We start from the raw sequence: 20,527 nt of genomic DNA, 5'->3' as shown, positions 1-20,527 counted from the left end.
CCCGGCGAGGGACGGCCCGCTCAGTCCAGGCCGGGGTCGGCGTCGTGGTGCCGGCGCTCCTGGTGCTCGCGCTCCCGCGCGGGGTCGTCGTGCTCCTCGTCGTCGCCCTCCGAGTCGTCGAGCCCGTCGAGCCGCTCGATCTCGACGGCGAGCACGTCGGCCGAGCCGACCGGCAGGGTCGAGGTGTCGACGTCAGCGAGGGACTCCCCGTCGCCGACCAGCTCCTCCCCCGCCCTCGCGACGGCGTCGTCGAGCTCGTCGACGACCAGCAGGTCGCGACGCAGGTCGCCGTTGCGGTACCCGGCCCGACCGATCATGTGCGCGGAGATCGGCGCCGTGAGCATCTGGAAGACGAGGACGACGAGCAGGGAGGCGACGGTCGCCAGGGTGTGCTGGTCGAGAGCGATCGCGGCGAGCATCAGGATGAGCCCGAAGATCTGCGGCTTCGTGGCGGCGTGCATGCGCGACAGCGCGTCGGGGAAGCGGAGCAGGCCGACCCCCGCCGCGGCGGAGAGCAGGGCCCCGGCGACGAGGAGGACGGAGCTGGCGACGTCGTAGGCGGTCTGGCTCATGACGGGTCCTGCCTCGACACGTAGCGGGCGACGGTGATCGACCCGAAGACGGCCGTGAGCGCGAGGACGATGATGACCGGCAGCGTCCGGGTGTGCTGACCGAACACCATGTCGGCGGCGAGCACGCAGATCAGGGTCGTGAGCAGCATGTCGCTCGCGATCATGCGGTCGAGGATGGACGGCCCCCGGACGATGCGCCAGACGGAGGCCAGGGCGGCGAAGGCGAACAGGATCCCGACGGTCCACTCGACGGCGATCACGAGGCGGCTCCCTTGTCTTTCTCGTTCACGAGGCGGTCGTTCCCCGTGGGGTCGGTCGCCGGGTCCTCCGTCGCCGGCGTGCCCTCGGCGATGCGCCGCAGGTCGTCGGCGCTGCCGAGGGCCCGGGCGATCCTCTTCTCGAAGCCGAGCACGGAGGCGCGCACCTGCTCGACGCCGTCGGCGTCCTCCACGGCGAGGGCGTGCATGTAGAGGATCGACCGCTCCCGGTCGGCCTCCACGACGAGCGACCCGGGCACCAGCGAGGCGGCCTCGGCCACCAGGGTCATCACGAAGTCGGAGCGCGTGTGCAGCTGCACCGCGACGATCGCGTTGCTCGTCACGCCGCGGGGCCGGACGGCCTTCCACGCCACCTCGACCGACGCGACGACGAGGTCGGCCAGGAAGCGGACCACGAAGACCAGGGCCCAGCCGAGGTTGAAGCGACCGCTGAGCTCCACCGGCGGGAGGAAGAAGACGCGCGTCACGAGCAGGGCGACGAGGACGCCGGTGACCGCGGAGAGCACGGTGAGCTGGTTCCAGAGGAACATCCACAGCACGACGAGCCCGACGAGCAGCGGGAGCTGCCTCAGCAGGCTCCGGCCGACCTCGTGGGCGGACGGACGCGGGGTCACGGGGTGCCTTCCTGGTCGCCGGAGGCGGTGTCGCCCTCGCCGGTCGGGAAGACCAGCTGCACGTACTCGTTCGAGCCGTACACGCGACCGGCGGCGCGCTCGGCGACGCCGTAGAGCGGGCCGGCGGCGACGGTGAGCACGAGCGACACGAGGACCATGCCGGCCGTCGCGCCGATCATGGTGCGGGGGTTCGCGCGGCGCTTCTGCACGACGGTGCGGCCGGGAGCCTCCTCGAGACGCTCGGTGAGGGGCGACTCGTGGTCCTCGACGTCGGCGCCGGGACGCCAGAAGGCGAGGTTCCAGGCACGCATGAGCGCGTACAGCGTGAGCAGCGACGTCAGGGCGCCCGCTCCCAGCAGGACGTAGACCAGCGGGTCGTGCAGCCGCGCCCCGGCGTCGAACAGCGCCACCTTGCCGATGAAGCCGGAGAAGGGCGGGATGCCCCCGAGGTTCAGCGCCGGGATGAAGAAGAGGACGCCGATGACGGGCGCCGCCTTGAGCAGGCCGCCGAGCCGGAGGACGGAGGCGGTGCCGCCTCGCCTCTCGATCAGCCCCGCGCCGAGGAAGAGCGTCGTCTGCACGGTGATGTGGTGCACCACGTAGTAGATCGTGGCGGCGAGCCCCTCGACGGTGCCGAGCGCGATGCCGAAGATCATGTAGCCGATGTGGCTGACGAGGGTGAACGACAGCAGCCGCTTGATGTCGGCCTGGGCCACGGCGCCGAGGATCCCCACCACCATCGTCAGCAGCGCGATGATCAGCAGGTAGACGTTGACGTTGCTCTCGACGAACAGGACGGTCTCGGTCCGGATGATCGCGTACACGCCGACCTTGGTCAGCAGGCCCGCAAAGACCGCAGTGACCGGCGCGGGAGCCGTCGGGTACGAGTCGGGCAGCCAGAACGACAACGGGAAGATCGCGGCCTTGATGCCGAACGCCGTCAGCAGCATCACGTGGATGATCGTCTGCACGTCGGGCGGGATCTGGTCCATCTTCTGCGCGATGTCGGCGATGTTCACCGTGCCGAGCGCGCCGTAGATCATGGCGATCGACGCGAGGAAGAGCACGCTCGAGAGGAGGCTCACGACGATGTACGTGACCCCCGCGCGGATGCGCTGCTCCGTGCCGCCGAGCGTGATCAGCACGTAGCTCGCGATGAGCAGCATCTCGAAGCCGACGTAGAGGTTGAAGAGGTCGCCCGCCGCGAAGGCGTCGAACACGCCGGCGGCGAGGATGAGGTAGGTCGGGTTGTAGATCGACACCGGGGCGTCGCCGTCGCCGTCGGCCGAGCCCTGCCCGACCGAGTACACGAAGACCGCCAGCAGGACGATCGACGAGATGACGAGCATCAGCGCGGCGAGGCGGTCGACCACGAGGAGGATGCCGAAGGGCGCCTCCCATCCGCCGATCTGCACGGCGATGGCTCCGTCGCGATCGACGACGACCAGGAGGACCACGCTGATGACGACCACGATCGCCAGGGCGGCGATCGACAGGACCGCCTGCAGCCGGGGGCGCCGGGTCGCGATGAGCGCCGTGGCGGCGCCGAGCAGCGGGACGAGCACCACGAGCGGCACGAGGAAGTCGACGTTCACGCTCGGCCTCCCTTCGGCCCGGTCGGGCGGTCGTCGTCGTCGGTGCGGTAGCGGCCCACGTCACGGGCGCGCTCGGGGTGCAGCGGGTCGTGGTGCGGCGCGTGCTCGGGGTCGGCCAGGGGCACGTTCTCGCGCGGCGCGTGGTCCCACGCGTCGTCGTCGTCGGGGTCGTGCGGCGACTCGGGGACAGCCGCCTCCGCGCGCGAGCCGAACTCCGTGTCGCCCCCGGCCTCGTCGTCCGCGTCGGACTGCTCGGCCTCCTCCTCGGCGGGCACCCCGCGGATGCCGATCTCGAGGTCCTCGAGGTCGTCGGCCACGTCGTCCTCCTGGGCCAGTCGCCAGGACCGGTAGATGAGGGCGAGGAGGAACGCGGAGACGCCGAACGTGATGACGATCGCCGTGAGCACGAGGGCCTGCGGGAGCGGGTCGGCGAACGACGACTCCGGCACCTCGCCGTCGGCGATCGGGGCCTCGCCGCTCCGGCCCGACATCACGAGGATGAGGATGTTCGTCGCGTTGCCGACGAGGAGGAAACCGAGGAGGACCCGGGTCATGCTCCGCTCGAGCATGAGGTAGATGCCGCACGCGTAGAGCGCGGCCATCACCACGACGAGGACGAGGGAGACGCTCACGATGCCGCCCCCTGCTTCGTCGTCGCGGTGACCGAGGCGTCGCCCCGGTCGTCTTCCTCTTCTTGACGGTCGACCTCGGCCCCCAGGCTGCGGAGCACGTCGAGCACGAGGCCGACGACCACGAGGTAGACGCCGATGTCGAAGAACGTCGAGGTGACGAACTCGACGTGGCCGAAGAGCGGCAGGTCGCCCTCGACCCAGGTCGAGGTCAGGGCGTCGACGCCGAGGAAGAGCGGGACGACGGCCGTCACGACGATGATAAGGAGCCCGGTGCCGAGGACCTTGCCCGCGTCGAGGGGCGCCGCGGCGCCGAGCTCGAACCGCCCGCCCGCGAGGTACCGCGCGACGAACGCCATGCCCGCGACGAGACCGCCCGCGAAGCCGCCGCCCGGGAGGTTGTGCCCGGCGAACAGCAGGTAGATCGAGACGACGACGATCGCGTGGAAGAGCAGCCGGACGACGACCTCGAGCAGGATCGACCGGTTCTGCGGCGCGAGCTTGCGCCCCGCGAGCAGCCAGGCGCGCCGGTCGCCCTCGACGTCGCTGGTGTCGGCCGCGGTCGCCGGGAGCTGACCGCCGCCGGGCAGCTCGGGCGCCGCCTCCATCTCGGGCCGCACCCGGGCGAGGAAGCGCTGGGCGCGGCTGCGACGGGCGGGCCGGGGCAGCATGTCGGTGCGCGAGGTGAGGAAGACGAGGCTCGCGACGCCGGTGGCCGCGACGATGAGCACGCTGATCTCGCCCATGGTGTCCCAGCCGCGGATGTCGACGAGCGTGACGTTGACGACGTTCTTGCCGTGCCCCCCGGTCACCGCGAGCTCGGGGAACGCGCCGCTGATCGTCGGCATCGACCGGGCGCCGAGGGCGACGACCGCGATCGCGGCCATCACGCAGCCGACCGAGATGGCGATGACCGCCCTCGCCGCCCGGTGGGTGCGGCCGTTCCGCTCGCCGAGGCGGGCGGGCAGGCGGCGGAGGACGAGGACGAACGCGATGAGCGTGATGGTCTCGATGAGCACCTGGGTGAGCGCGAGGTCGGGCGCCCCGTGCAGCGCGAAGAGCGCCGCCATGCCGTAGCCGGTGACGCCGACCAGCACGACCGCCTGGAACCGCTTGTTCGAGCGGGCGGCGGCGACCGCCCCGATGACCATGAGGCCGCCGATGGCCAGCTGGGCCGGGTAGTCCCACAGGACCGCCGCCTCCGGCCAGCTCCGGTTCAGCGAGAGGGTGACGATCGACGACGCCACGAAGACCACGAGGATCGTCGCGAGGTAGAAGGGCAGCGACCCGCGCTGCGTCGCCGCCGTGGTGCGCGACGCCGTGCTGTCGATGGTCGTCATGATGCGGACGTACCCGTCGGAGGCGCGGGGCATGAACGAGGCCGCCTTCTGCAGGCGGGCCACCGGCTCCCGCTGCCAGAAGAGGAGCGCACCGACGACCAGGGTCAGCGCCGTCAGCCCGAGGGCGGGCTCGAGCCCGTGCCAGAGGGCGAGGTGGTACGGCCCGTGGTCGCTCGGGACGGCGGGGAGGGTGTCGGCGTAGAGCGCGAGGACGGGGTCGAGGGCTCCGGCCGCGGCCCCGAGCCCGAGGCCCAGCAGCGCGAGGACGGCCGGCGAGACGAGGAAGTCGACGTGCTCCTTGACGAAGTCGACGGGCTCGACGCCGGCCTTGCGGGCGAAGGCCCCCCAGAGGAAGCGGAGGCTGTAGGCCGTGGTCAGGATCGAGCCCAGGACCACCCCGACGAGGGCGACGACGCCCCAGGCGCTGCCGTGCTCGGCGTCGGAGAGGAGGGCGCTCAGCACGGCCTCCTTCGCGACGAAGCCGAACGTCGGGGGCACGCCGGCCATCGAGGCCAGGGCGAGCACGGTGATGACGAGGAGCAGCGGGGCCTGACGGCCGAGGCCGCTGAGCTTGCGCAGGTCGCGGGTGCCCGCCCGGTGGTCGACGATGCCGACGACGAGGAAGAGCGTCGCCTTGAACAGGGCGTGGGCGACGAGGAGCGCGAGCCCGGCGAGGGCGGCGTCGCGCGTGCCGTAGCCGACGACGATCGTGAGGAAGCCCAGCTGGCTCACCGTGCCGTAGGCGAGCACGAGCTTGAGGTCGTGCTGGCGGAGGGCCCGGTAGCCGCCGAGCAGCATCGTGACGACACCGACCGTGACGACGATCTCCTGCCAGCCGGGCGAGTCGTGGTAGCCGGGGGCGAGCCGGGCGACGAGGTAGATGCCCGCCTTGACCATGGCCGCCGCGTGGAGGTAGGCGCTGACCGGGGTCGGCGCGGCCATCGCGGCGGGCAGCCAGAAGTGGAACGGCACGAGGGCGGACTTGCTCAGCGCCCCGACGAGCACGAGCACGACCGCGACGGTGACGGCCGGCCCGGCCGGGGGCGACTCCACCAGGCCCGCGAGCGAGGACGTGCCGCCCTCCACGGCCAGGATCACCAGGCCCACGAGCATGGCGAGGCCGCCTGCGGTGGTGACGATCAGGGCCTGCAGCGCCGCCCCGCGACTGGTCTGCTTGGCCGTGTAGTGCCCGATCAGGAGGTACGAGAAGACGCTCGTGGCCTCCCAGAAGACGAAGAGCACGAACACGTCGTCGCTCGTCACGAGCCCGTACATGGCGCCGGCGAAGGCGACGAGGATCGCGGCGAAGCGCGGCAGCGACTCGTCGTCGCGGCTGAAGTAGCGCGCGCAGTAGAGCAGCACGAGCGCGCCGACGCCGGTGACGACCAGGGCGAGCACCCACGCGAGCACGTCGACCCGGAGGGTGAGGGTGATGCCGAGCTGCGGGATCCACGGCACCGACTCGACGACGACGTCGCCGGCGAGGACGGCGGGGCCCTGCGTGGCCGTGTAGACCGCGACGGCGGCCGGGACGAGGGCGGCCACCACGAAGAGGCGCGTGCCGAGTCGGCGGCCGAAGGCCACGACGACCGAGGCGACGGCGAAGGCCAGGAGTGCGACGATCACGCGGGGCACCTCCGTCAGGCTGTCGAGTTCGTCGGTCGCGCCGGGCGGGCGGCGACGAGGAGTCGGGCGGAGGGTCCACCCTACCTTTCGGTCACCTGGGAGGACCGTCCGCGCCCCGTGGGGGCACTAGTCTTCGCCGAGCGGACAGCCCGCCCCCTCCGGGGACGGGCGCCGTCAGGCGTGCCCGAGGTGGTCGCGCAGGTCGGCGAGCTCGGTGAGCAGCCGGGCCATCGCCTCGGCGTCCGCGACACGGTGCGGCGCGACGGTCTCGGCCGGGCCCACCTTGACGCCGAGGTCGCCGTCGCCGAGCGAGCGCAGGGCGTCCTCGTCGGTGACGTCGTCGCCCGCGAAGAGCACGCCCGTCGCGTCGTAGTGCTCGCGCAGCCGGGCCACGCCGTCGTCCTTGCCGGTGGGCCGCACCGCGTACTCCCGGACGTTCTTGCCCTCGCGCTCGTGCACGCCGGGCTCGTCGGCGAGGCGCTGCCGGACAGCGGCCCGCACCTCCTCCGTCGTCGCGGCGTCGGCGAGGCGCGTGTGCAGGGCCAGCCCCGCGGGCTTCTCCTCCACGTAGACGCCCTCGCGCCCGGCCGCGGCGCCGTGCAGCGCCTCGGAGATGACGGTGCGGCGCGCCCGTTCGTCGTCGCTCAGGGTCGTCGTCTCGCCGTCGATGCGCACCTCGATGCCGTGCGAGCCCACCAGCACGACCTCCTCCGGCACGTCCGCGATCTGGAGCAGCGACGAGATGTCGCGGCCGGAGACCAGGGCGACGGTGGTGTCGGCCATCGCGACCAGCCTGCGGATCGCCTCGACCGACTCCGGCAGGGCCCGCGCCTCCATCGGGGCGTCGACCTCGGGCGCGAGCGTCCCGTCGAAGTCGAGGGCCACGAGGAGGCGCGGGGTCGTCGCGAGACGGCCGAGCGCGTCCGAGAGGGCCCGGTCGGCCTCCCCGGTGCGGGCCTCGCCGGTGCTGCGGGTCTGGTCGTCGGCGCTCACGCGTCGCCCCCCTCGGTCTCGGCGGCGTCCGCCGGCTGGGTGATCTGCTGACCGGGCCGCACGTTCTCGAGCGCCTGGAGGAACGAGGCGCTCCACGCCTCGACGTCGTTCTCGAGCACGCGGCGGCGGAGCGAGCGCATGCGCGTCGTGCGGTCCCGCTTCGGCATCTCGATCGCCCGCATGATGGTGTTCTTCAGCCCGCCGATGTCGTGCGGGTTGATCAGCAGCGCGCTCTTCAGCTCGTCGGCCGCGCCGGCGAACTCGCTGAGCACGAGCACCCCGTCGTTGTCGCGGCGGACCGCGACGTACTCCTTCGCGACGAGGTTCATGCCGTCGCGCAGCGCCGTGACGAGCATGATGTCGGCGGCGAGGTACAGCGCCACCATCTCCTCGCGGGGGTAGCCGTGGTGGTGGTAGCTGATGGCGGTGTGGCTCATCGTCGCGTAGTCGCCGTTGATGCGGCCGACCGTCAGCTCGATCTCGTCGCGCAGGGTCTTGTAGGTCTCGACGCGCTCGCGGCTCGGGCTCGCGACCTGCACGAGCGTGGCGTCCTCGACGCTCAGCCGGCCGTCGGCGAGGAGCTCGCCGAAGGCCTTCATGCGGTGCCGGATGCCCTTGGTGTAGTCGAGCCGGTCGACGCCGAGCATCACCGTCTTCGGGTTGCCGAGCCCCTCACGGATCTCGCGGGCCCGGGCCTGGATCTCGGGCCGGGCCGCGAGCTCCTCGTAGCTGGCCGCGTCGATCGAGATCGGGAAGTGCTTCGCGAGCACCCGGCGCACCTTGCGGCCGCGGCGCGACACGACGGCGCCCTCGTCGTCGACCGGCACCTCGACGTAGGGGCGCGTCGTCGAGTAGCCGAGCAGGTGGCGCACGGCCCGCGAGAAGTTCGACGCGTCGTCGCCGCGCTGGAAGCCGATGACGTCGGCCCCGAGCAGCCCCTCCAGGATCTGCCGACGCCAGGGCAGCTGCGAGAAGATGCCGAGCGGCGGGAAGGGGATGTGGTTGAAGAAGCCGATGGTCACGTCGGGGCGGGCCTCGCGGAGCATCTTCGGCACGAGCTGCAGCTGGTAGTCCTGCACCCAGATCGTGCCGCCCTCCTCCGTGATCTCGGCGGCGCGGTCGGCGAAGCGCTGGTTGACCTGCACGTAGGCCTCCCACCAGACCCGGTGGTAGGTCGGGGCGGCGATGACGTCGTGGTACAGCGGCCACAGGGTGTCGTTGCTGAAGCCCTCGTAGTAGCGCTGCACCTCCTCCGCGCTGAGCGGCACGGGCACGATCTCGATGCCCTGGTCGACGAAGGGCTCGAACTCGAGGTCCGGCTGCCCGGCCCAGCCCACCCAGGCGCCGTCGTTCGCGCGCATGACGGGCTCGAGGGCCGTGACGAGACCGCCCGGCGAGTGCTGCCAGCTGGCGGTGCCGTCGTCGGCGACGACGCGGTCGACCGGCAGGCGGTTCGAGACGACGACGAAGCCGTAGCGGTCGGGCGTGGTGGTGTCAGGCATGGGTGGAGCTCCGTGGGTTCCCCCCGCGTCGACGCAGGGACGGCCAGATTATCAGCGCGCCCCGGCCGGGGATCAGGGTCGTCCCCCGGCTCCCCTCCCCCGCTCAGCCGAGCCGCAGCACCGCCTCCGCCGCCTCGGCGAGCGCCCGGCCGTACGAGCGGCCGTGCCCCGCGGCGTGGACGGCGAGGGGGTGCAGCTGGTGCAGGGGCACGCGCTCCCGCCAGCCGGGCCGGAGCGGCGAGCGCTCGTCGTACCCGGCCAGGACGTCGTCGAGGTGCGGGCAGCCGAACAGCTGGAGCATGGCGAGGTCGGTCTCGGGGTGCCCGCCGTGCGCCGCGGGGTCGATCAGCACGACGCCGTCGTCGCCGAACAGGACGTTGCCGGCCCAGAGGTCGCCGTGCAGCCGGGCGGGCCGCGCGCCGTCGTCGAGGGCGCCGGCGGCGACCGCGTCGCAGGCCGTCTCGACCGTGTCCAGCTCGTCGGTGGTCAGGGTGCCCGCGTCGTGGGCGAGGTACGCGAAGGGGCGCACCCGCTGCTCCGCGTAGAAGGCGCCCCACGAGTCGCTGGGCTCGGTCGCCTGGGGGCGACGCCCGATGAAGGAGGCGCCCCGCCAGCCGGCAGGAGGCGCACCGAAGGCGTCGGCGCCCGCCGCGTGGGTGACGCTCGGCGCCGCGCCGAACGCGCGGGCGGCGGCGGGGCCGGGCCGCGCCTCCCGCACCTCCTCGAGCACGATCCGGCCGGGGCCGACCTCGAGCACGCGGGCGGTGCGGACGCCGCCGTCGGGCGTCGCCTCGGCGAGCCAGGCGAGCCCCGCGGCCTCCGCCTCGAAGAAGCCGTCGGGGGCGTCGGGGCGCTGCTTCACGTGCGGGGTCACGGGAATAGCATGCCCCCATGACGACGGCCCCGACCGAGACCCGCACGCCCACGCAGACCCGGGCCTACCGGGACGGGCGGCTCGTCGCGGAGGCGTTCCCGCTGGCCGAGGTCAGCGACCACCTCGAGCGCGACTGCACCGTCTGGGTCGACTTCACCGACCCGACGGCCGACGACCTCGCCCAGCTCGAGGAGGAGCTCGACCTGCACGAGCTCGCCGTCGAGGACGCCCTGGTCGGCGGGCAGCGACCGAAGATCGACCACTACGAGGGGCACCTCTTCGCCGTCCTCTACGACGTGGCGTTCGACTCCCGCTCGGGCGTGCTGACGACGAGCGAGGTGAAGGCGTTCCTCACGCGGCGGGCGCTCGTCACGATCCACCACCCCGAGTTCGACGTCGCCCACCTGGCGGCGACGTACGACCAGAACGTCGAGCTCGCGGCGCACGGCGTCCCCTTCCTGCTCTGGGGCCTCGTCGACAGCGTCGTCGACCGGCACTCGGCCGCGACCGACGCGCTCGACGACGAGATCGAGGGCATCGCCGACGACCTCTTCGACCCGGCGCCCCGCACGGTCGACGTGCAGAAGCGGTCCTTCGCGCTGCGGAAGAGCCTCGTGCTGCTGCGTCGGGTGTCGGCGCCGATGCGCGACCTCGTCGCCACCCTGCTGCGGCGCGACCTGCACGACGTCGACCCCGTGATGCAGCCCTACTTCCAGGACGTGCAGGACCACGTGCTGCGCGTCGCCGAGCAGAACGACAGCCTGCGCGACCTCGTGTCGACGATCCTCGACACCAACCTCGCGCTGCAGTCCAACCGCATGAACGACGTCATGAAGAAGGTCACCAGCTGGGCGGCGATCATCGCCGTGCCGACGGCCATCACGGGCTTCTACGGGCAGAACGTGCCGTACCCGGGCTTCAGCCAGGTGTCGGGGTTCGTGACCTCGTGCGTGCTGATCGTGGGGGTCGGCGGCCTGCTGTGGTGGCAGTTCCGCAAGCGCGACTGGCTCTAGCGGCCGCGTTGGCCTGGCGTTCGCCCGACGTTCACGGCCCGCTCCGCGGCGTCGTCACGCCCCCGCCGTAGCCTGGCGGCGTGATCACGGTCGGCATGAGCACGTCCTGCGTCTTCCCGCGACCGGCCGACGATGCCTTCCGCCTCGCCCGCCGGGTCGGCTACGACGGCGTCGAGGTGATGGTGACCGCCGACCGGGGCAGCCGCGACGCCTCGCTGCTCCGCGCCTCCGTCGCCCGGTGGGGCCTGCCCGTGCTCTCGGTGCACGCGCCGGTGCTGCCGGCGGCCCACTTCGCGCTGGGCCGCGACCAGCGCGACAAGCTGCTGCGCTCGGCCGAGCTCGCCGCGGCCCTCGGGGCCGCGACCGTCGTCGTGCACCCGCCGTTCCGCTGGCAGCGCCGCATCGCCGCCCGCTTCGTCGAGGTCGTGCGCGACGTGGAGGCCGCGACGGGCGTCGAGCTCGCCGTCGAGAACATGTTCCCGTGGCGCCTCGGCCCGCTGGTCGCCGACGTCTACTCGCCCGGGCACGACCCGGTCGACATCGACGTCGCGGCGGCCACGCTCGACTTCTCGCACGCCGCGGTCGCGGGCCGCGACGCCCTCGAGCTCGCGCTGGCGCTCGGCCCGCGCCTCCGGCACGTCCACCTCTGCGACGGCACGGTCTCGGCCCGGCCCGGCGGTCTCGTCGACGAGCACCTGGTGCCGGGCACGGGCACGCAGCCGGTCGCCGAGGTGCTGGGGCACCTGGCCGCCTCCGGCTGGGGCGGCGCCGTGGTCGCCGAGGTGCACGCCGACCGGCGAGGGGCCGACGAGGAGTCGCGGGCCGACGTCCTCCGCCGCACCCTGTCGTTCGCCCGGGACGCCCTGCGCGCGCCCCGGGCCGCGGTCGGTCAGGCGACCAGCACGGTCGCGACCACCGCCAGCGGCACCGCGACGACGGCGACGCCGAGGCCGCCGAGCACGATGCGCCCCCAGGCGACCTCGACGCCCATCGACGTCAGCCGGCCGTGCCAGAGCAGCGTGGCCAGCGAGGCCCAGGGCGCGACGAGGCAGCCGATGTTGACGCCGATCAGCACGGCGACGAGCCGCAGCGGCGACCCGGCGACCGGCTCGAGCGCGAGGTAGGCCGGCAGGTTGTTGGCGACGTTCGCCGCGACGGCGCTGCCGCCGGCGAGGCGCAGCAGGTCGGGCAGGCCCTCGCCCGACCCGACCAGGGCGGCGAGCGCGTCGGCGAGGCCGAGCGAGTGGGCCGCCTCGACGACGACGAACAGGCCGCTGGCGAAGACGAGCGTGCCCCACGGCACGAGACCCACCCGCAGCACGGACGGCCGCCGCACGGCGGTGGCCACGACGAGCACGAGCGCGGCGGCCGCGGCGGGGATCCAGACCTCCACGCCCGATACCAGGGCGGGGACGAGCAGGGCCACGGAGGCGGCGGCGACGCCGAACAGGACGCGGTCGGCCGGGGCCTCCGCGGCGGGCGGCTCGAAGCGGCCGCGGAGCTCGCGGCGGTAGCGGAGCCCGACGGCGGCGACGGGCACGACGGCGCCGACGACGGCGGCCGGGGCGACGAGCGCCGCGAAGCTCAGGGGCGACGGCGAGCCGAGGGCGTCGAGCGCGAGGAGGTTCGTGAGGTTCGACACGGGCAGCAGCATCGAGCCGGTGTTCGCGAGCCAGACCGTGGTCAGGGCGAAGGGCAGGGGCGGCAGGCCCACGCGCCGGGCGATCAGCACGACCACGGGCGTGAGCAGCACGGCCGTGGTGTCGAGCGACAGGAAGACCGTGCAGACGAGGGCGAGCACCACGACGGCGGCCCACAGCACCACGACCCGGCCGCGGGCGGCGCGGGCGGCCACGCCGGCCAGCCAGGAGAACAGCCCGGCCTCGGCGGCGAGCTCGGAGACGATCGTCAGGGCGACGACGAAGCCGAGCACCGGCGCGACCCGCTCGACGAGCGCCAGCACCTCGTCTCCGGTGAGGACCCCGGCGACGAGGGCGACGGCCCCCACGACGAGCAGAACTGCTCCCAGGACGGCAGTGCGCACGGGTCTCCTCAGGCGGGACGGGCACGGCACGGGCGCCGGGCAGCTCACCATACACAGCCGTGCCCCTGAGGGCGCCCCCGGGTAGCGTGGAGCCACCGACCACAGGAGAGACCAGTGCGCAAATTCCTTTTCAACGGGGCCATCATCAGCTCCGCCTTCTCGGGCCTCAGCCTCATCAAGAGCCTCGCCGCGGGGCCCCGCGACTGGCGCCTGCTGCTGACGGCCGTGGCCTGGGCTGCCACGACGGCCATCGCGGTCGGCAACGTCGTCGAGGCCGCGAAGTCCGACGACTGACGGCCCCGCACGACGAAGGAGGCGCGCCCCGGGTGACCGGGGCGCGCCTCCTTCGTCGTGCGGGCGCCGGGGGGCCTAGCGGTCGGGGCGCCCGTCACCACGGCCGTCCGGCCGACCGGCGACGTGCGGGTCGTGCTCGGCCTCGGCGCCGAGCGACGAGGCGTACGGCCGCGGCGCGGGGTCGGCGTCGTGGACGATCGGGATGGGGATCGCCTGCGTGAAGAGGGCGGTGCGCTCGCTGTCGGCGTTCTCGCCGGTGAAGAGCCCGCCGGAGCCGGAGCTCGAGGCGGCGGGGCGCCGCGGGCGGACGGGCTCGGCGTCGACCATCTGGACGCGGCTGCGCGGGACTCCCTCGGGGGCCTGCGCGTGCAGCCACGTCACGAGGTCCTCCCGGACGAGGCAGCGGAGGTCGAAGAGCGTGCCGGCGTCCTTCGCCGTCACGAGGACCCGCACGCGCACGTAGCCTCCCGTGGCGTCGGTCACCTGCAGCACCTTCGTGCGGCCGTCCCAGAGGTCGGTGCCCGCGAGGATGCGGTCGAGCTCGGCGCGCATGGCCCCCGTGTCGACGCGCCAGTCGAGGTCGAGCTCGACGGCGCCGAGCAGCTCGCTCGTGCGGCGGGTCCAGTTCTCGAACGGCGTCGTCGTGAAGTAGGTCGACGGCAGCACGAGGCGCCGGTCGTCCCAGATGTGCACGACGACGTACGACAGCGTGATCTCCTCGATCAGGCCCCACTGCCCCTCGACCACCACCACGTCGTCGATGCGGATGGCGTCGGAGAACGCGAGCTGGATGCCCGCGAAGACGTTGGCGAGGGTCGACTGCGCGGCCAGGCCCGCCACGACCGAGACGAGGCCCGCGCTGGCCAGCACGCTCGCGCCCACCGCCTCGACGCCGGGGAACCCGAGCAGGACGGCGCCGAGGGCCAGGACGACGACCACGACCATCGTGAGGCGGCGGAGGATGAGCACCTGCGTGCGGACGCGTCGGGCCACGCGGTTGTCGGGGGTGTCGACCCGGTAGCGGGCCAGCCCGAGGTCCTCGAAGAAGATCGCGAGGGCGCCGACGAACCAGGCCACGACGACGATCACCGCGCACCGGAACAGCTGCGAGACCGCCTCCTGGCCCGGCCAGGGCGTGCCGAACATGGCGTCGAACGAGGTGCGGAGCGCGATCGTCATGAGCACGACGAGCAGCGTCCACCGGAACGGCCGGCGCATGCGGGCGACGAAGGCGGCGGCCCACTCCTTCCGCTTCGCGACGAAGCCGAACACCCAGCCGACGACGGCGGAGACGACGAAGGTGAGCACGACGGCGGCGGCCACCGAGATGACGAGCTGTATCCAAGGCATCCGTCCACCCTGTCGGACGCTCCCCGGGGAGGTCCAGGCGGGGACCCGTCACACTGAGACCGTGAGACAACGCACAGCTTCCCGTCACGACGCCGCCACGCCCCCGACCCCTGCCCGACGCCGCAGCCGGGGGCGACGGGTCGCGAAGGCGATCGGCCTCGGGGCGTTCGCCGTCGTCGTGCTCGTGGCGGTCGGCTTCTTCACGTGGGCGAAGCTGCCCATGTCGGCCACCGCCTCCTCGCTGCGGGCCGTGGCCGACGACCCGCGGGTCGCCGTCACCGACCGCCCCGACCTCGTCGTGATGCGCCCCGCGCAGACCGAGGCCCTCGACCAGGGCCTCGTCTTCGTCGCCGGCGCCCGCGTCGACCCGCAGGCCTACGAGGAGGTGCTCTCCGGGCTGGTCGCGAGCGGCGTCACCGTGATGATCGAGCGCCCGGTGCTCGGCTTCGGCCTGTTCGACTGGCGGGGCCTCGACCACTTCACCGCCGCCGCGCCCGAGGTGACGAACTGGGCGGTCGGAGGGCACTCGCTCGGCGGCGTGCGCGCGTGCGGCTACGCCGCCGACGACCCCTCGGTCGACGGCCTCGTGCTGTTCGGCTCGTACTGCGCGACGACCGACCTCTCGGGCGAGGACGACCTGCCCGTGCTGAGCCTGTCGGGCAGCGACGACGGCCTCAGCACGCCCGACGACGTCGAGCGCTACCGCGACATGCTCCCGGCCGACGCGACGATGGTCGAGATCGACGGCTCGAGCCACGCCCAGTTCGGCTCCTACGGAGAGCAGTCCGGCGACGGCACGCCCGCCCTGACCGACGAGGAGGCGCGAGCCCGGATCGAGCGGGAGCTCACGTCGTTCTTCGCCACCGTGGGTGACGGCGCGCCCGCGGGCGGCTGACCCGGGTCAGACCGAGCGCTTGCGGAGGCGGAGCGCCTCGAGGGCGAGGCCCTGGCTGACGTAGCGGCCGAGCTCGTCGGCCCAGCGTGGGTCGGTGCCGCGGAGGGCCACGTAGGAGTCGCGGTCGGACCTCACGAAGCCCAGCACGCGGTCGGGGGTCGAGACCCGGACGAGGTCGGGGGCGACCGACCGGGTGACGATGCGGGCGCTGCGACGGAGGGGCTCGATGCTGGTCGTCGTGCTCACGGGTGGTGCCTTCCTGCGGCTCGGGCGCTGCCCGGCTCGGTGGTGCGGATCGTTCGGTGTCGCGCCCCGGTGGGGGACGACCAGAGGTGACGCTACCCGTGCCTCCCCCTCCGAGCCCTGGTGTTCCGCTGTGCGTCGTCGGTGGTCTCTCTGGGGCGGGGCCGAGAGCGGGGTACACGAGGGCTTCACGCCCCTCGGCACGGGCGGGCGTCACGGAGGTGCAGGGGGCGTACGTCACGCTCTAGGGTCGATATATGACCACTCCCCGCGACCACGACGGCGACTCCACGACCGAGCACGTCCCGCAGGACTTCAGCCACGAGCAGGCCGGCTTCCAGCACGGGCTGAAGCCCCGCCAGCTGCAGATGATCGCGATCGGGGGCGCCATCGGGACGGGGCTCTTCCTCGGCGCGGGCGGCCGCCTCGCGAACGCCGGCCCGGCCCTGGCCGTCGTGTTCGCGATCTGCGGCGTGTTCGCCTTCTTCATCCTCCGGGCCCTCGGCGAGCTGGTCCTGCACCGTCCGTCGTCGGGGTCGTTCGTGTCGTACGCCCGCGAGTTCTTCGGCGAGAAGGCGGCGTACGCGGCGGGCTGGATGTACTTCCTGAACTGGGCGATGACGGCCATCGTCGACGTGACGGCGGTGGCCCTCTACCTGCACTACTGGAGCGCGTTCACGTCGGCGCCCGACTGGCTCCTGGCACTGGTCGCCCTCGCCGTGGTGCTGTCGGTGAACCTGCTCGCCGTCAAGGTCTTCGGCGAGATGGAGTTCTGGTTCGCGATCATCAAGGTCGCGGCGCTCGTGGTCTTCCTGGTCGTCGGGGTCGTCTGGCTCGCCGCCTCCTTCCCCGTGACGAACGGCGGCGAGGCCGTCGACACCGGCTGGTCGGTGATCGCCGCCAGCGGCCTGCTGCCGAACGGCCTGCTGCCCGCCGTCATCGTCGTGCAGGGCGTGGTGTTCGCGTACGCGGCCATCGAGCTCGTCGGCACGGCGTCGGGCGAGACCCAGCACCCGGAGAAGGTCGTGCCCCGCGCCATCAACACCGTCATCATCCGCATCGCCGTCTTCTACGTCGGCTCGCTCGTCCTCCTGTCTCTGCTGCTGCCGTTCACGGCCTACCGGGCTGGGGAGAGCCCGTTCGTCACGTTCTTCAGCAGCATCGGCTCGCCCGAGATCGGCGAGGTGGCCGGCTCGATCATGAACTTCGTCGTCGTCACGGCCGCGCTCTCGAGCCTCAACGCGGGCCTCTACTCGACGGGCCGCGTGCTGCACTCGATGGGCATGAACGGCTCCGCGCCGAAGTTCACGACCGTCATGTCGAAGGGCGGCGTGCCGTTCGGCGGCATCCTCCTGACGGCCGGCATCACCCTGCTGGGCGTCGGGCTGAACGCCGTCGTCGGGGCCAGCGCCGCCTTCGAGATCGTGCTCAACATCGCGTCGCTCGGCATCCTGACCGCGTGGGGCACGATCATCCTCTGCCAGATGCGCCTGCGGCAGTGGGCGCGGCAGGGCAAGGCGAAGGAGCCCTCGTTCCGGCTGCCGGGCGCCCCGGTCACCAGCTGGCTGACGCTCGCCTTCCTGGTCGCCGTCCTCGTGCTGATGGCCATCGACTGGCCGATCGGGTCGCTCACGGTGGCGTCGCTCGTGCTGATCATCCCGCTGCTCGTGCTCGGCTGGTACCTCCAGCGTGACCGCATCCTCGCCGCCGCGCGCCTCCGCGAGGGCATGACCGGGCCGTACCCGGTCACCGGCCGCGACGCGGCCGCACAGCACCCGCGGGAGGACGACGGGGCCTGAGGCCCGGGGCGCCGACGCGGCGGGGCGACGGGGCGGCCCTCCCCCCGTCGACGCTCCTCCCGCAGGATGACGACACCGGCCGCCGCGTCGCCCTACCGTCGTCCCGTGACCGAGACCACGGACAGCCGCCTGATCGACGTCGTCGAACCGTCCCCCGCCCCGCCGGGGCCGGGCGTCGTCGACGGCCTCGTCGGGCGGACGAGGCAGGTCCGCGACGGGGCGGCGACCGTCGCCCTGGCCACCGGCACGGGCTGGTCGCTGGTGCACGCGGTCACGACCTCGTGGGGCCCGTTCCTTCGGGAGCGCGCGCTGCAGCACGAGCTCAGCCACTTCGGGCCCTTCCTCGACCCCGGGGTCGTCCTGGCGCTGCTGTGGGCAGCCGCCGTGGCGGTCGGCCTCGCCGGTCGCTGGGGCATCGCCCGAGGCTGGCTGGCCGTCGCCTTGCTGCTCTGCCTCGTGCTGCCCGTCACGGGCCGTGACGGCTTCGACCTGGGCTGGGACGGCCCGACGAGCACGACGCTGGGGTTCCTCGGAGCCTGCGCGATCGTGGCGATGGTCGGCACGCCGCGCTCGCCCCGGCTCGTCGTCGGGGGCACCGTCGCCGTCACGGTCCTCACCGCCGCCGTCGCCCTCTCCCACGGCCTCGGCCAGACCGCTCGGGGCTGGTTCTGGTCGGGACCCCTCCAGGCCGGCACGCTCCTCCTGCTGATGCTCGCGGCGCTCGTCGCCGCGATCGTGCTCGCTCGTCGGCGCCGCACCACCGCGGCCGCCGTCGTCGTCGTCTCGCTCGCCCCCTGGGCCGCCGTCTACGCCGTCGACGTCCTCGCCGCCTCCCAGGACCCGGCCGTCCCCCTCCCCACGGCCCTCCTCGCCGCAGCCCTCCCCCTCGCAGCCCTCCTCACCCCCCGCCCCTGACCCTGCCCCGCCCAGCCCCCCGGCGCGCGAAGCGCCGCCGCCCCCGAACGAGCGAAGCGACGTTCCCCGCGTCGGCGCGCGCAGCGCCGCCGCCCCCGCCGGAACGAGCGAAGCGACGTTCCCCCCGGAACGAGCGAAGCGACGTTCCACCCCGGCGCGCGCAGCGCCGCCGCCCCGAGCCACAGCGACCTGGCGGGTCAGACCCCCGCCCCGCCCGACGACGAGCCGCGTGTCCGCGGAGCGGACCGAAGCGTGGAACGCGAGATCCCCCGCTGCCCAGCGAAGCGGGCACACGGGGGATCAGATATCGCGTGCACCCCCTCGGACTTGAACCGAGAACCCACTGATTAAGAGTCAGTTGCTCTGCCAATTGAGCTAGAGGTGCGTGCTGCGGGACGTTCCGCAACGAGGAATGACTCTAGCATGTCCGGAGACCCCCTGAGAACCACCGGCACGTCTGTCGTGCCGCGAGATCGGAGAAGCATGTCCACCACGCTCGAGAAGGGCGCCTCGGCGCCGTCGTTCACCCTGCCCGACGAGTCGGGCGCGCCGGTGTCGTTGTCCGACTTCGCGGGGCGCCGGGTGATCGTGTACTTCTACCCGGCGGCGTCGACGCCGGGCTGCACGACGGAGGCCTGCGACTTCCGCGACAACCTGAACTCGCTCGCCTCGGCGGGCTACCAGGTGCTCGGGGTGTCGAAGGACGAGCCGGAGGCGCTGGCCCGGTTCAAGGACGAGCAGGGCCTGACCTTCCCCCTGCTGAGCGACCCGGAGCTGACGGTGCACCAGGCCTACGGCGCCTACGGGGACAAGAACAGCTACGGCCGGGTGGTCACGGGAACGATCCGCTCGACCTTCGTCGTCGACGAGCAGGGAGCGGTCGAGCTGCCGCTGTACAACGTGAAGGCGACCGGCCACGTGGCGATGCTGCGCCGGAAGCTCGGCATCGACTGACCGACGGCCGTCCACGACGAGGCCCCTGCACCGCGACGGCGGGCGGGGGCCTCGCGCCGTCAGTACGCGTGCGGCGGCGCCTCGTCGCGGATCGACGTCTGCGCGACGACGCTGGGCATGAGCAGGAGGACGACCACGACGACCGCGGGCACGATCAGCCAGAGGCCCACGGCGGCGTTCGCGAAGACCCCTTGGAGGCTGCCGACGCCGACGGCGATCTGCAGCACCTGCCAGACGATCGCGGCCCCGCGGATCCAGGCCCGGCCGCGCAGCACCCCGACGACGACGGCCCCCAGCCAGACGGTGGCCAGGAGCGTGAGGACGAGGATCGCGGTGGCCGACGCGTAGGAGTCGGGGCGCACGGTGACGAGCTCGATCAGCAGGTAGGCGGTCGCCACCCCGAGCAGGGCCGTCTCGGCGGAGAGCAGGAGCACGAGCAGCCAGAGGAGCGCGCTCCGCCGCGGCCTCGCGGACAGTTCTGTCTCGTCGGGCTCGGTGTCGCGGGCGTCGGTCACGCTGGGGCCTCCATGAAAATCCTTGATCTGGCTCCCCCAGTATGCGAGCATATTCGAGGTCGAAGTGACGGGCACATGGTGGTGCGCGCCTCCCGAATTCTCATCTTTCCCCCATCCGGAACCTGGTGCTTCGACGCGCCGGTCCAGCATTTAAAAGGAGTACCCATCGATGGATTGGCGTGACAAAGCCGCGTGCCTGACAGCTGACCCCGAGCTGTTCTTCCCGGTCGGCAACACCGGCCCGGCCGTCGACCAGATCGACAAGGCGAAGAGCGTCTGCGGTCGCTGCACCGTCACCGAGACCTGCTTGCAGTACGCCCTCGAGACCAGCCAGGACTCGGGCGTCTGGGGCGGCCTCAGCGAGGACGAGCGCCGGGCGCTGAAGCGTCGCGCCGCGCGCGCCCGCCGGGCCAGCTGACCCTCAGCCCAGCGCAGCACCGACGACGAAGCCGGCCCCCTCGGGGGCCGGCTTCGTCGTGCGC

Annotated in this window: 20 protein-coding genes, 1 tRNA gene and 1 pseudogene; 8 read left to right on the top strand and 14 right to left on the bottom strand. The window is 73.0% G+C overall.

The window, feature by feature from the left end:
• Positions 1-20: 20 nt before the first annotated feature.
• The 9 genes from mnhG to JOE43_RS08440 all read right to left on the bottom strand — a co-directional run bounded on the left by mnhG (position 21) and on the right by JOE43_RS08440 (position 10,023).
• Positions 21-572, bottom strand: a complete 552-nt coding sequence (gene mnhG, locus JOE43_RS08480; RefSeq protein WP_209517011.1) for a monovalent cation/H(+) antiporter subunit G — start codon at positions 570-572, stop codon at positions 21-23.
• Entirely contained in the window at positions 569-832 is a 264-nt protein-coding gene (locus tag JOE43_RS08475; protein WP_209517009.1) for a monovalent cation/H+ antiporter complex subunit F, read from the bottom strand. The genes mnhG and JOE43_RS08475 overlap by 4 nt, the downstream gene beginning before the upstream one ends.
• A complete protein-coding gene (locus JOE43_RS08470; protein WP_209517007.1) occupies positions 829-1,464 on the bottom strand; it encodes a Na+/H+ antiporter subunit E in 636 nt (211 codons plus the stop codon). Before JOE43_RS08470 ends, JOE43_RS08475 begins: the two co-directional genes overlap by 4 nt.
• On the bottom strand, positions 1,461-3,059 hold the full coding sequence (locus JOE43_RS08465; RefSeq protein ID WP_209517005.1) for a Na+/H+ antiporter subunit D: 1,599 nt from the start codon (positions 3,057-3,059) through the stop codon (positions 1,461-1,463). Before JOE43_RS08465 ends, JOE43_RS08470 begins: the two co-directional genes overlap by 4 nt.
• Positions 3,056-3,691 carry a Na(+)/H(+) antiporter subunit C gene (locus JOE43_RS08460; protein ID WP_209517000.1) on the bottom strand — a complete coding sequence of 212 codons (636 nt, stop codon included), beginning with the start codon at positions 3,689-3,691 and terminating at the stop codon, positions 3,056-3,058. Before JOE43_RS08460 ends, JOE43_RS08465 begins: the two co-directional genes overlap by 4 nt.
• The gene (locus tag JOE43_RS08455) at positions 3,688-6,654 is read right to left on the bottom strand and encodes a Na+/H+ antiporter subunit A (protein WP_209516998.1); all 2,967 of its coding nucleotides are present in this window, start codon (positions 6,652-6,654) and stop codon (positions 3,688-3,690) included. The genes JOE43_RS08460 and JOE43_RS08455 overlap by 4 nt, the downstream gene beginning before the upstream one ends.
• Before the next feature lie 174 nt (positions 6,655-6,828).
• Positions 6,829-7,647 (bottom strand): trehalose-phosphatase, encoded by an 819-nt coding sequence (gene otsB / locus JOE43_RS08450; protein ID WP_209516995.1) that lies wholly within the window; start codon positions 7,645-7,647, stop codon positions 6,829-6,831.
• Entirely contained in the window at positions 7,644-9,149 is a 1,506-nt protein-coding gene (otsA, locus tag JOE43_RS08445) for an alpha,alpha-trehalose-phosphate synthase (UDP-forming) (protein ID WP_209516992.1), read from the bottom strand. Before otsA ends, otsB begins: the two co-directional genes overlap by 4 nt.
• A 103-nt stretch (positions 9,150-9,252) precedes the next feature.
• On the bottom strand, positions 9,253-10,023 hold the full coding sequence (locus JOE43_RS08440) for a fructosamine kinase family protein (protein ID WP_209516989.1): 771 nt from the start codon (positions 10,021-10,023) through the stop codon (positions 9,253-9,255).
• Between the two features lie 17 nt (positions 10,024-10,040).
• Here JOE43_RS08440 and JOE43_RS08435 point away from each other — a divergent pair, with 17 nt between their 5' ends.
• A complete protein-coding gene (locus tag JOE43_RS08435; protein WP_209516987.1) occupies positions 10,041-11,036 on the top strand; it encodes a magnesium transporter CorA family protein in 996 nt (331 codons plus the stop codon).
• Between the two features lie 95 nt (positions 11,037-11,131).
• Positions 11,132-11,860 (top strand): annotated as a pseudogene (locus JOE43_RS15635) (sugar phosphate isomerase/epimerase family protein); the annotation flags it as partial.
• A 65-nt stretch (positions 11,861-11,925) separates the two neighbouring features.
• Here JOE43_RS15635 and JOE43_RS08430 read toward each other — a convergent pair.
• Entirely contained in the window at positions 11,926-13,080 is a 1,155-nt protein-coding gene (locus JOE43_RS08430) for an SLC13 family permease (protein ID WP_209516984.1), read from the bottom strand.
• Positions 13,081-13,194: 114 nt separating this feature from the next.
• Here JOE43_RS08430 and JOE43_RS08425 point away from each other — a divergent pair, with 114 nt between their 5' ends.
• The gene (locus JOE43_RS08425) at positions 13,195-13,374 is read left to right on the top strand and encodes a hypothetical protein (RefSeq protein WP_167258785.1); all 180 of its coding nucleotides are present in this window, start codon (positions 13,195-13,197) and stop codon (positions 13,372-13,374) included.
• Between the two features lie 75 nt (positions 13,375-13,449).
• Here JOE43_RS08425 and JOE43_RS08420 read toward each other — a convergent pair whose 3' ends face one another.
• On the bottom strand, positions 13,450-14,724 hold the full coding sequence (locus JOE43_RS08420; RefSeq protein ID WP_192127048.1) for a mechanosensitive ion channel family protein: 1,275 nt from the start codon (positions 14,722-14,724) through the stop codon (positions 13,450-13,452).
• A 61-nt stretch (positions 14,725-14,785) separates the two neighbouring features.
• Here JOE43_RS08420 and JOE43_RS08415 point away from each other — a divergent pair, with 61 nt between their 5' ends.
• On the top strand, positions 14,786-15,619 hold the full coding sequence (locus tag JOE43_RS08415) for an alpha/beta hydrolase (protein WP_307803294.1): 834 nt from the start codon (positions 14,786-14,788) through the stop codon (positions 15,617-15,619).
• A gap of 6 nt (positions 15,620-15,625) precedes the next feature.
• Here the strand turns inward: JOE43_RS08415 and JOE43_RS08410 are convergent, their stop codons facing one another.
• The gene (locus JOE43_RS08410) at positions 15,626-15,865 is read right to left on the bottom strand and encodes a hypothetical protein (protein WP_209516981.1); all 240 of its coding nucleotides are present in this window, start codon (positions 15,863-15,865) and stop codon (positions 15,626-15,628) included.
• A gap of 254 nt (positions 15,866-16,119) precedes the next feature.
• On the opposite strand from JOE43_RS08410, the gene JOE43_RS08405 reads away from it, so the two are divergent.
• Both JOE43_RS08405 and JOE43_RS08400 read left to right on the top strand, forming a co-directional pair.
• Positions 16,120-17,661 (top strand): amino acid permease, encoded by a 1,542-nt coding sequence (locus JOE43_RS08405; RefSeq protein ID WP_209516978.1) that lies wholly within the window; start codon positions 16,120-16,122, stop codon positions 17,659-17,661.
• A 105-nt stretch (positions 17,662-17,766) separates the two neighbouring features.
• Entirely contained in the window at positions 17,767-18,576 is an 810-nt protein-coding gene (locus JOE43_RS08400) for a hypothetical protein (protein WP_209516974.1), read from the top strand.
• Between the two features lie 312 nt (positions 18,577-18,888).
• Here JOE43_RS08400 and JOE43_RS08395 read toward each other — a convergent pair.
• Positions 18,889-18,961, bottom strand: a tRNA-Lys gene (locus JOE43_RS08395).
• A 98-nt stretch (positions 18,962-19,059) separates the two neighbouring features.
• Here JOE43_RS08395 and bcp point away from each other — a divergent pair.
• Positions 19,060-19,530 carry a thioredoxin-dependent thiol peroxidase gene (gene bcp / locus JOE43_RS08390; protein WP_209516971.1) on the top strand — a complete coding sequence of 157 codons (471 nt, stop codon included), beginning with the start codon at positions 19,060-19,062 and terminating at the stop codon, positions 19,528-19,530.
• 59 nt (positions 19,531-19,589) lie between these two features.
• Here bcp and JOE43_RS08385 read toward each other — a convergent pair whose 3' ends face one another.
• A complete protein-coding gene (locus JOE43_RS08385) occupies positions 19,590-20,096 on the bottom strand; it encodes a hypothetical protein (protein WP_245187128.1) in 507 nt (168 codons plus the stop codon).
• A 118-nt stretch (positions 20,097-20,214) separates the two neighbouring features.
• On the opposite strand from JOE43_RS08385, the gene JOE43_RS08380 reads away from it, so the two are divergent.
• On the top strand, positions 20,215-20,463 hold the full coding sequence (locus JOE43_RS08380; protein WP_056053444.1) for a WhiB family transcriptional regulator: 249 nt from the start codon (positions 20,215-20,217) through the stop codon (positions 20,461-20,463).
• The last annotated feature ends 64 nt before the right edge of the window (positions 20,464-20,527 follow it).

This window comes from Frigoribacterium sp. PvP121, assembly GCF_017833115.1.
GTDB classification, from domain to species: Bacteria; Actinomycetota; Actinomycetes; order Actinomycetales; family Microbacteriaceae; genus Frigoribacterium; species Frigoribacterium endophyticum.
This window is presented reverse-complemented; position numbering and strand designations above follow the sequence as displayed.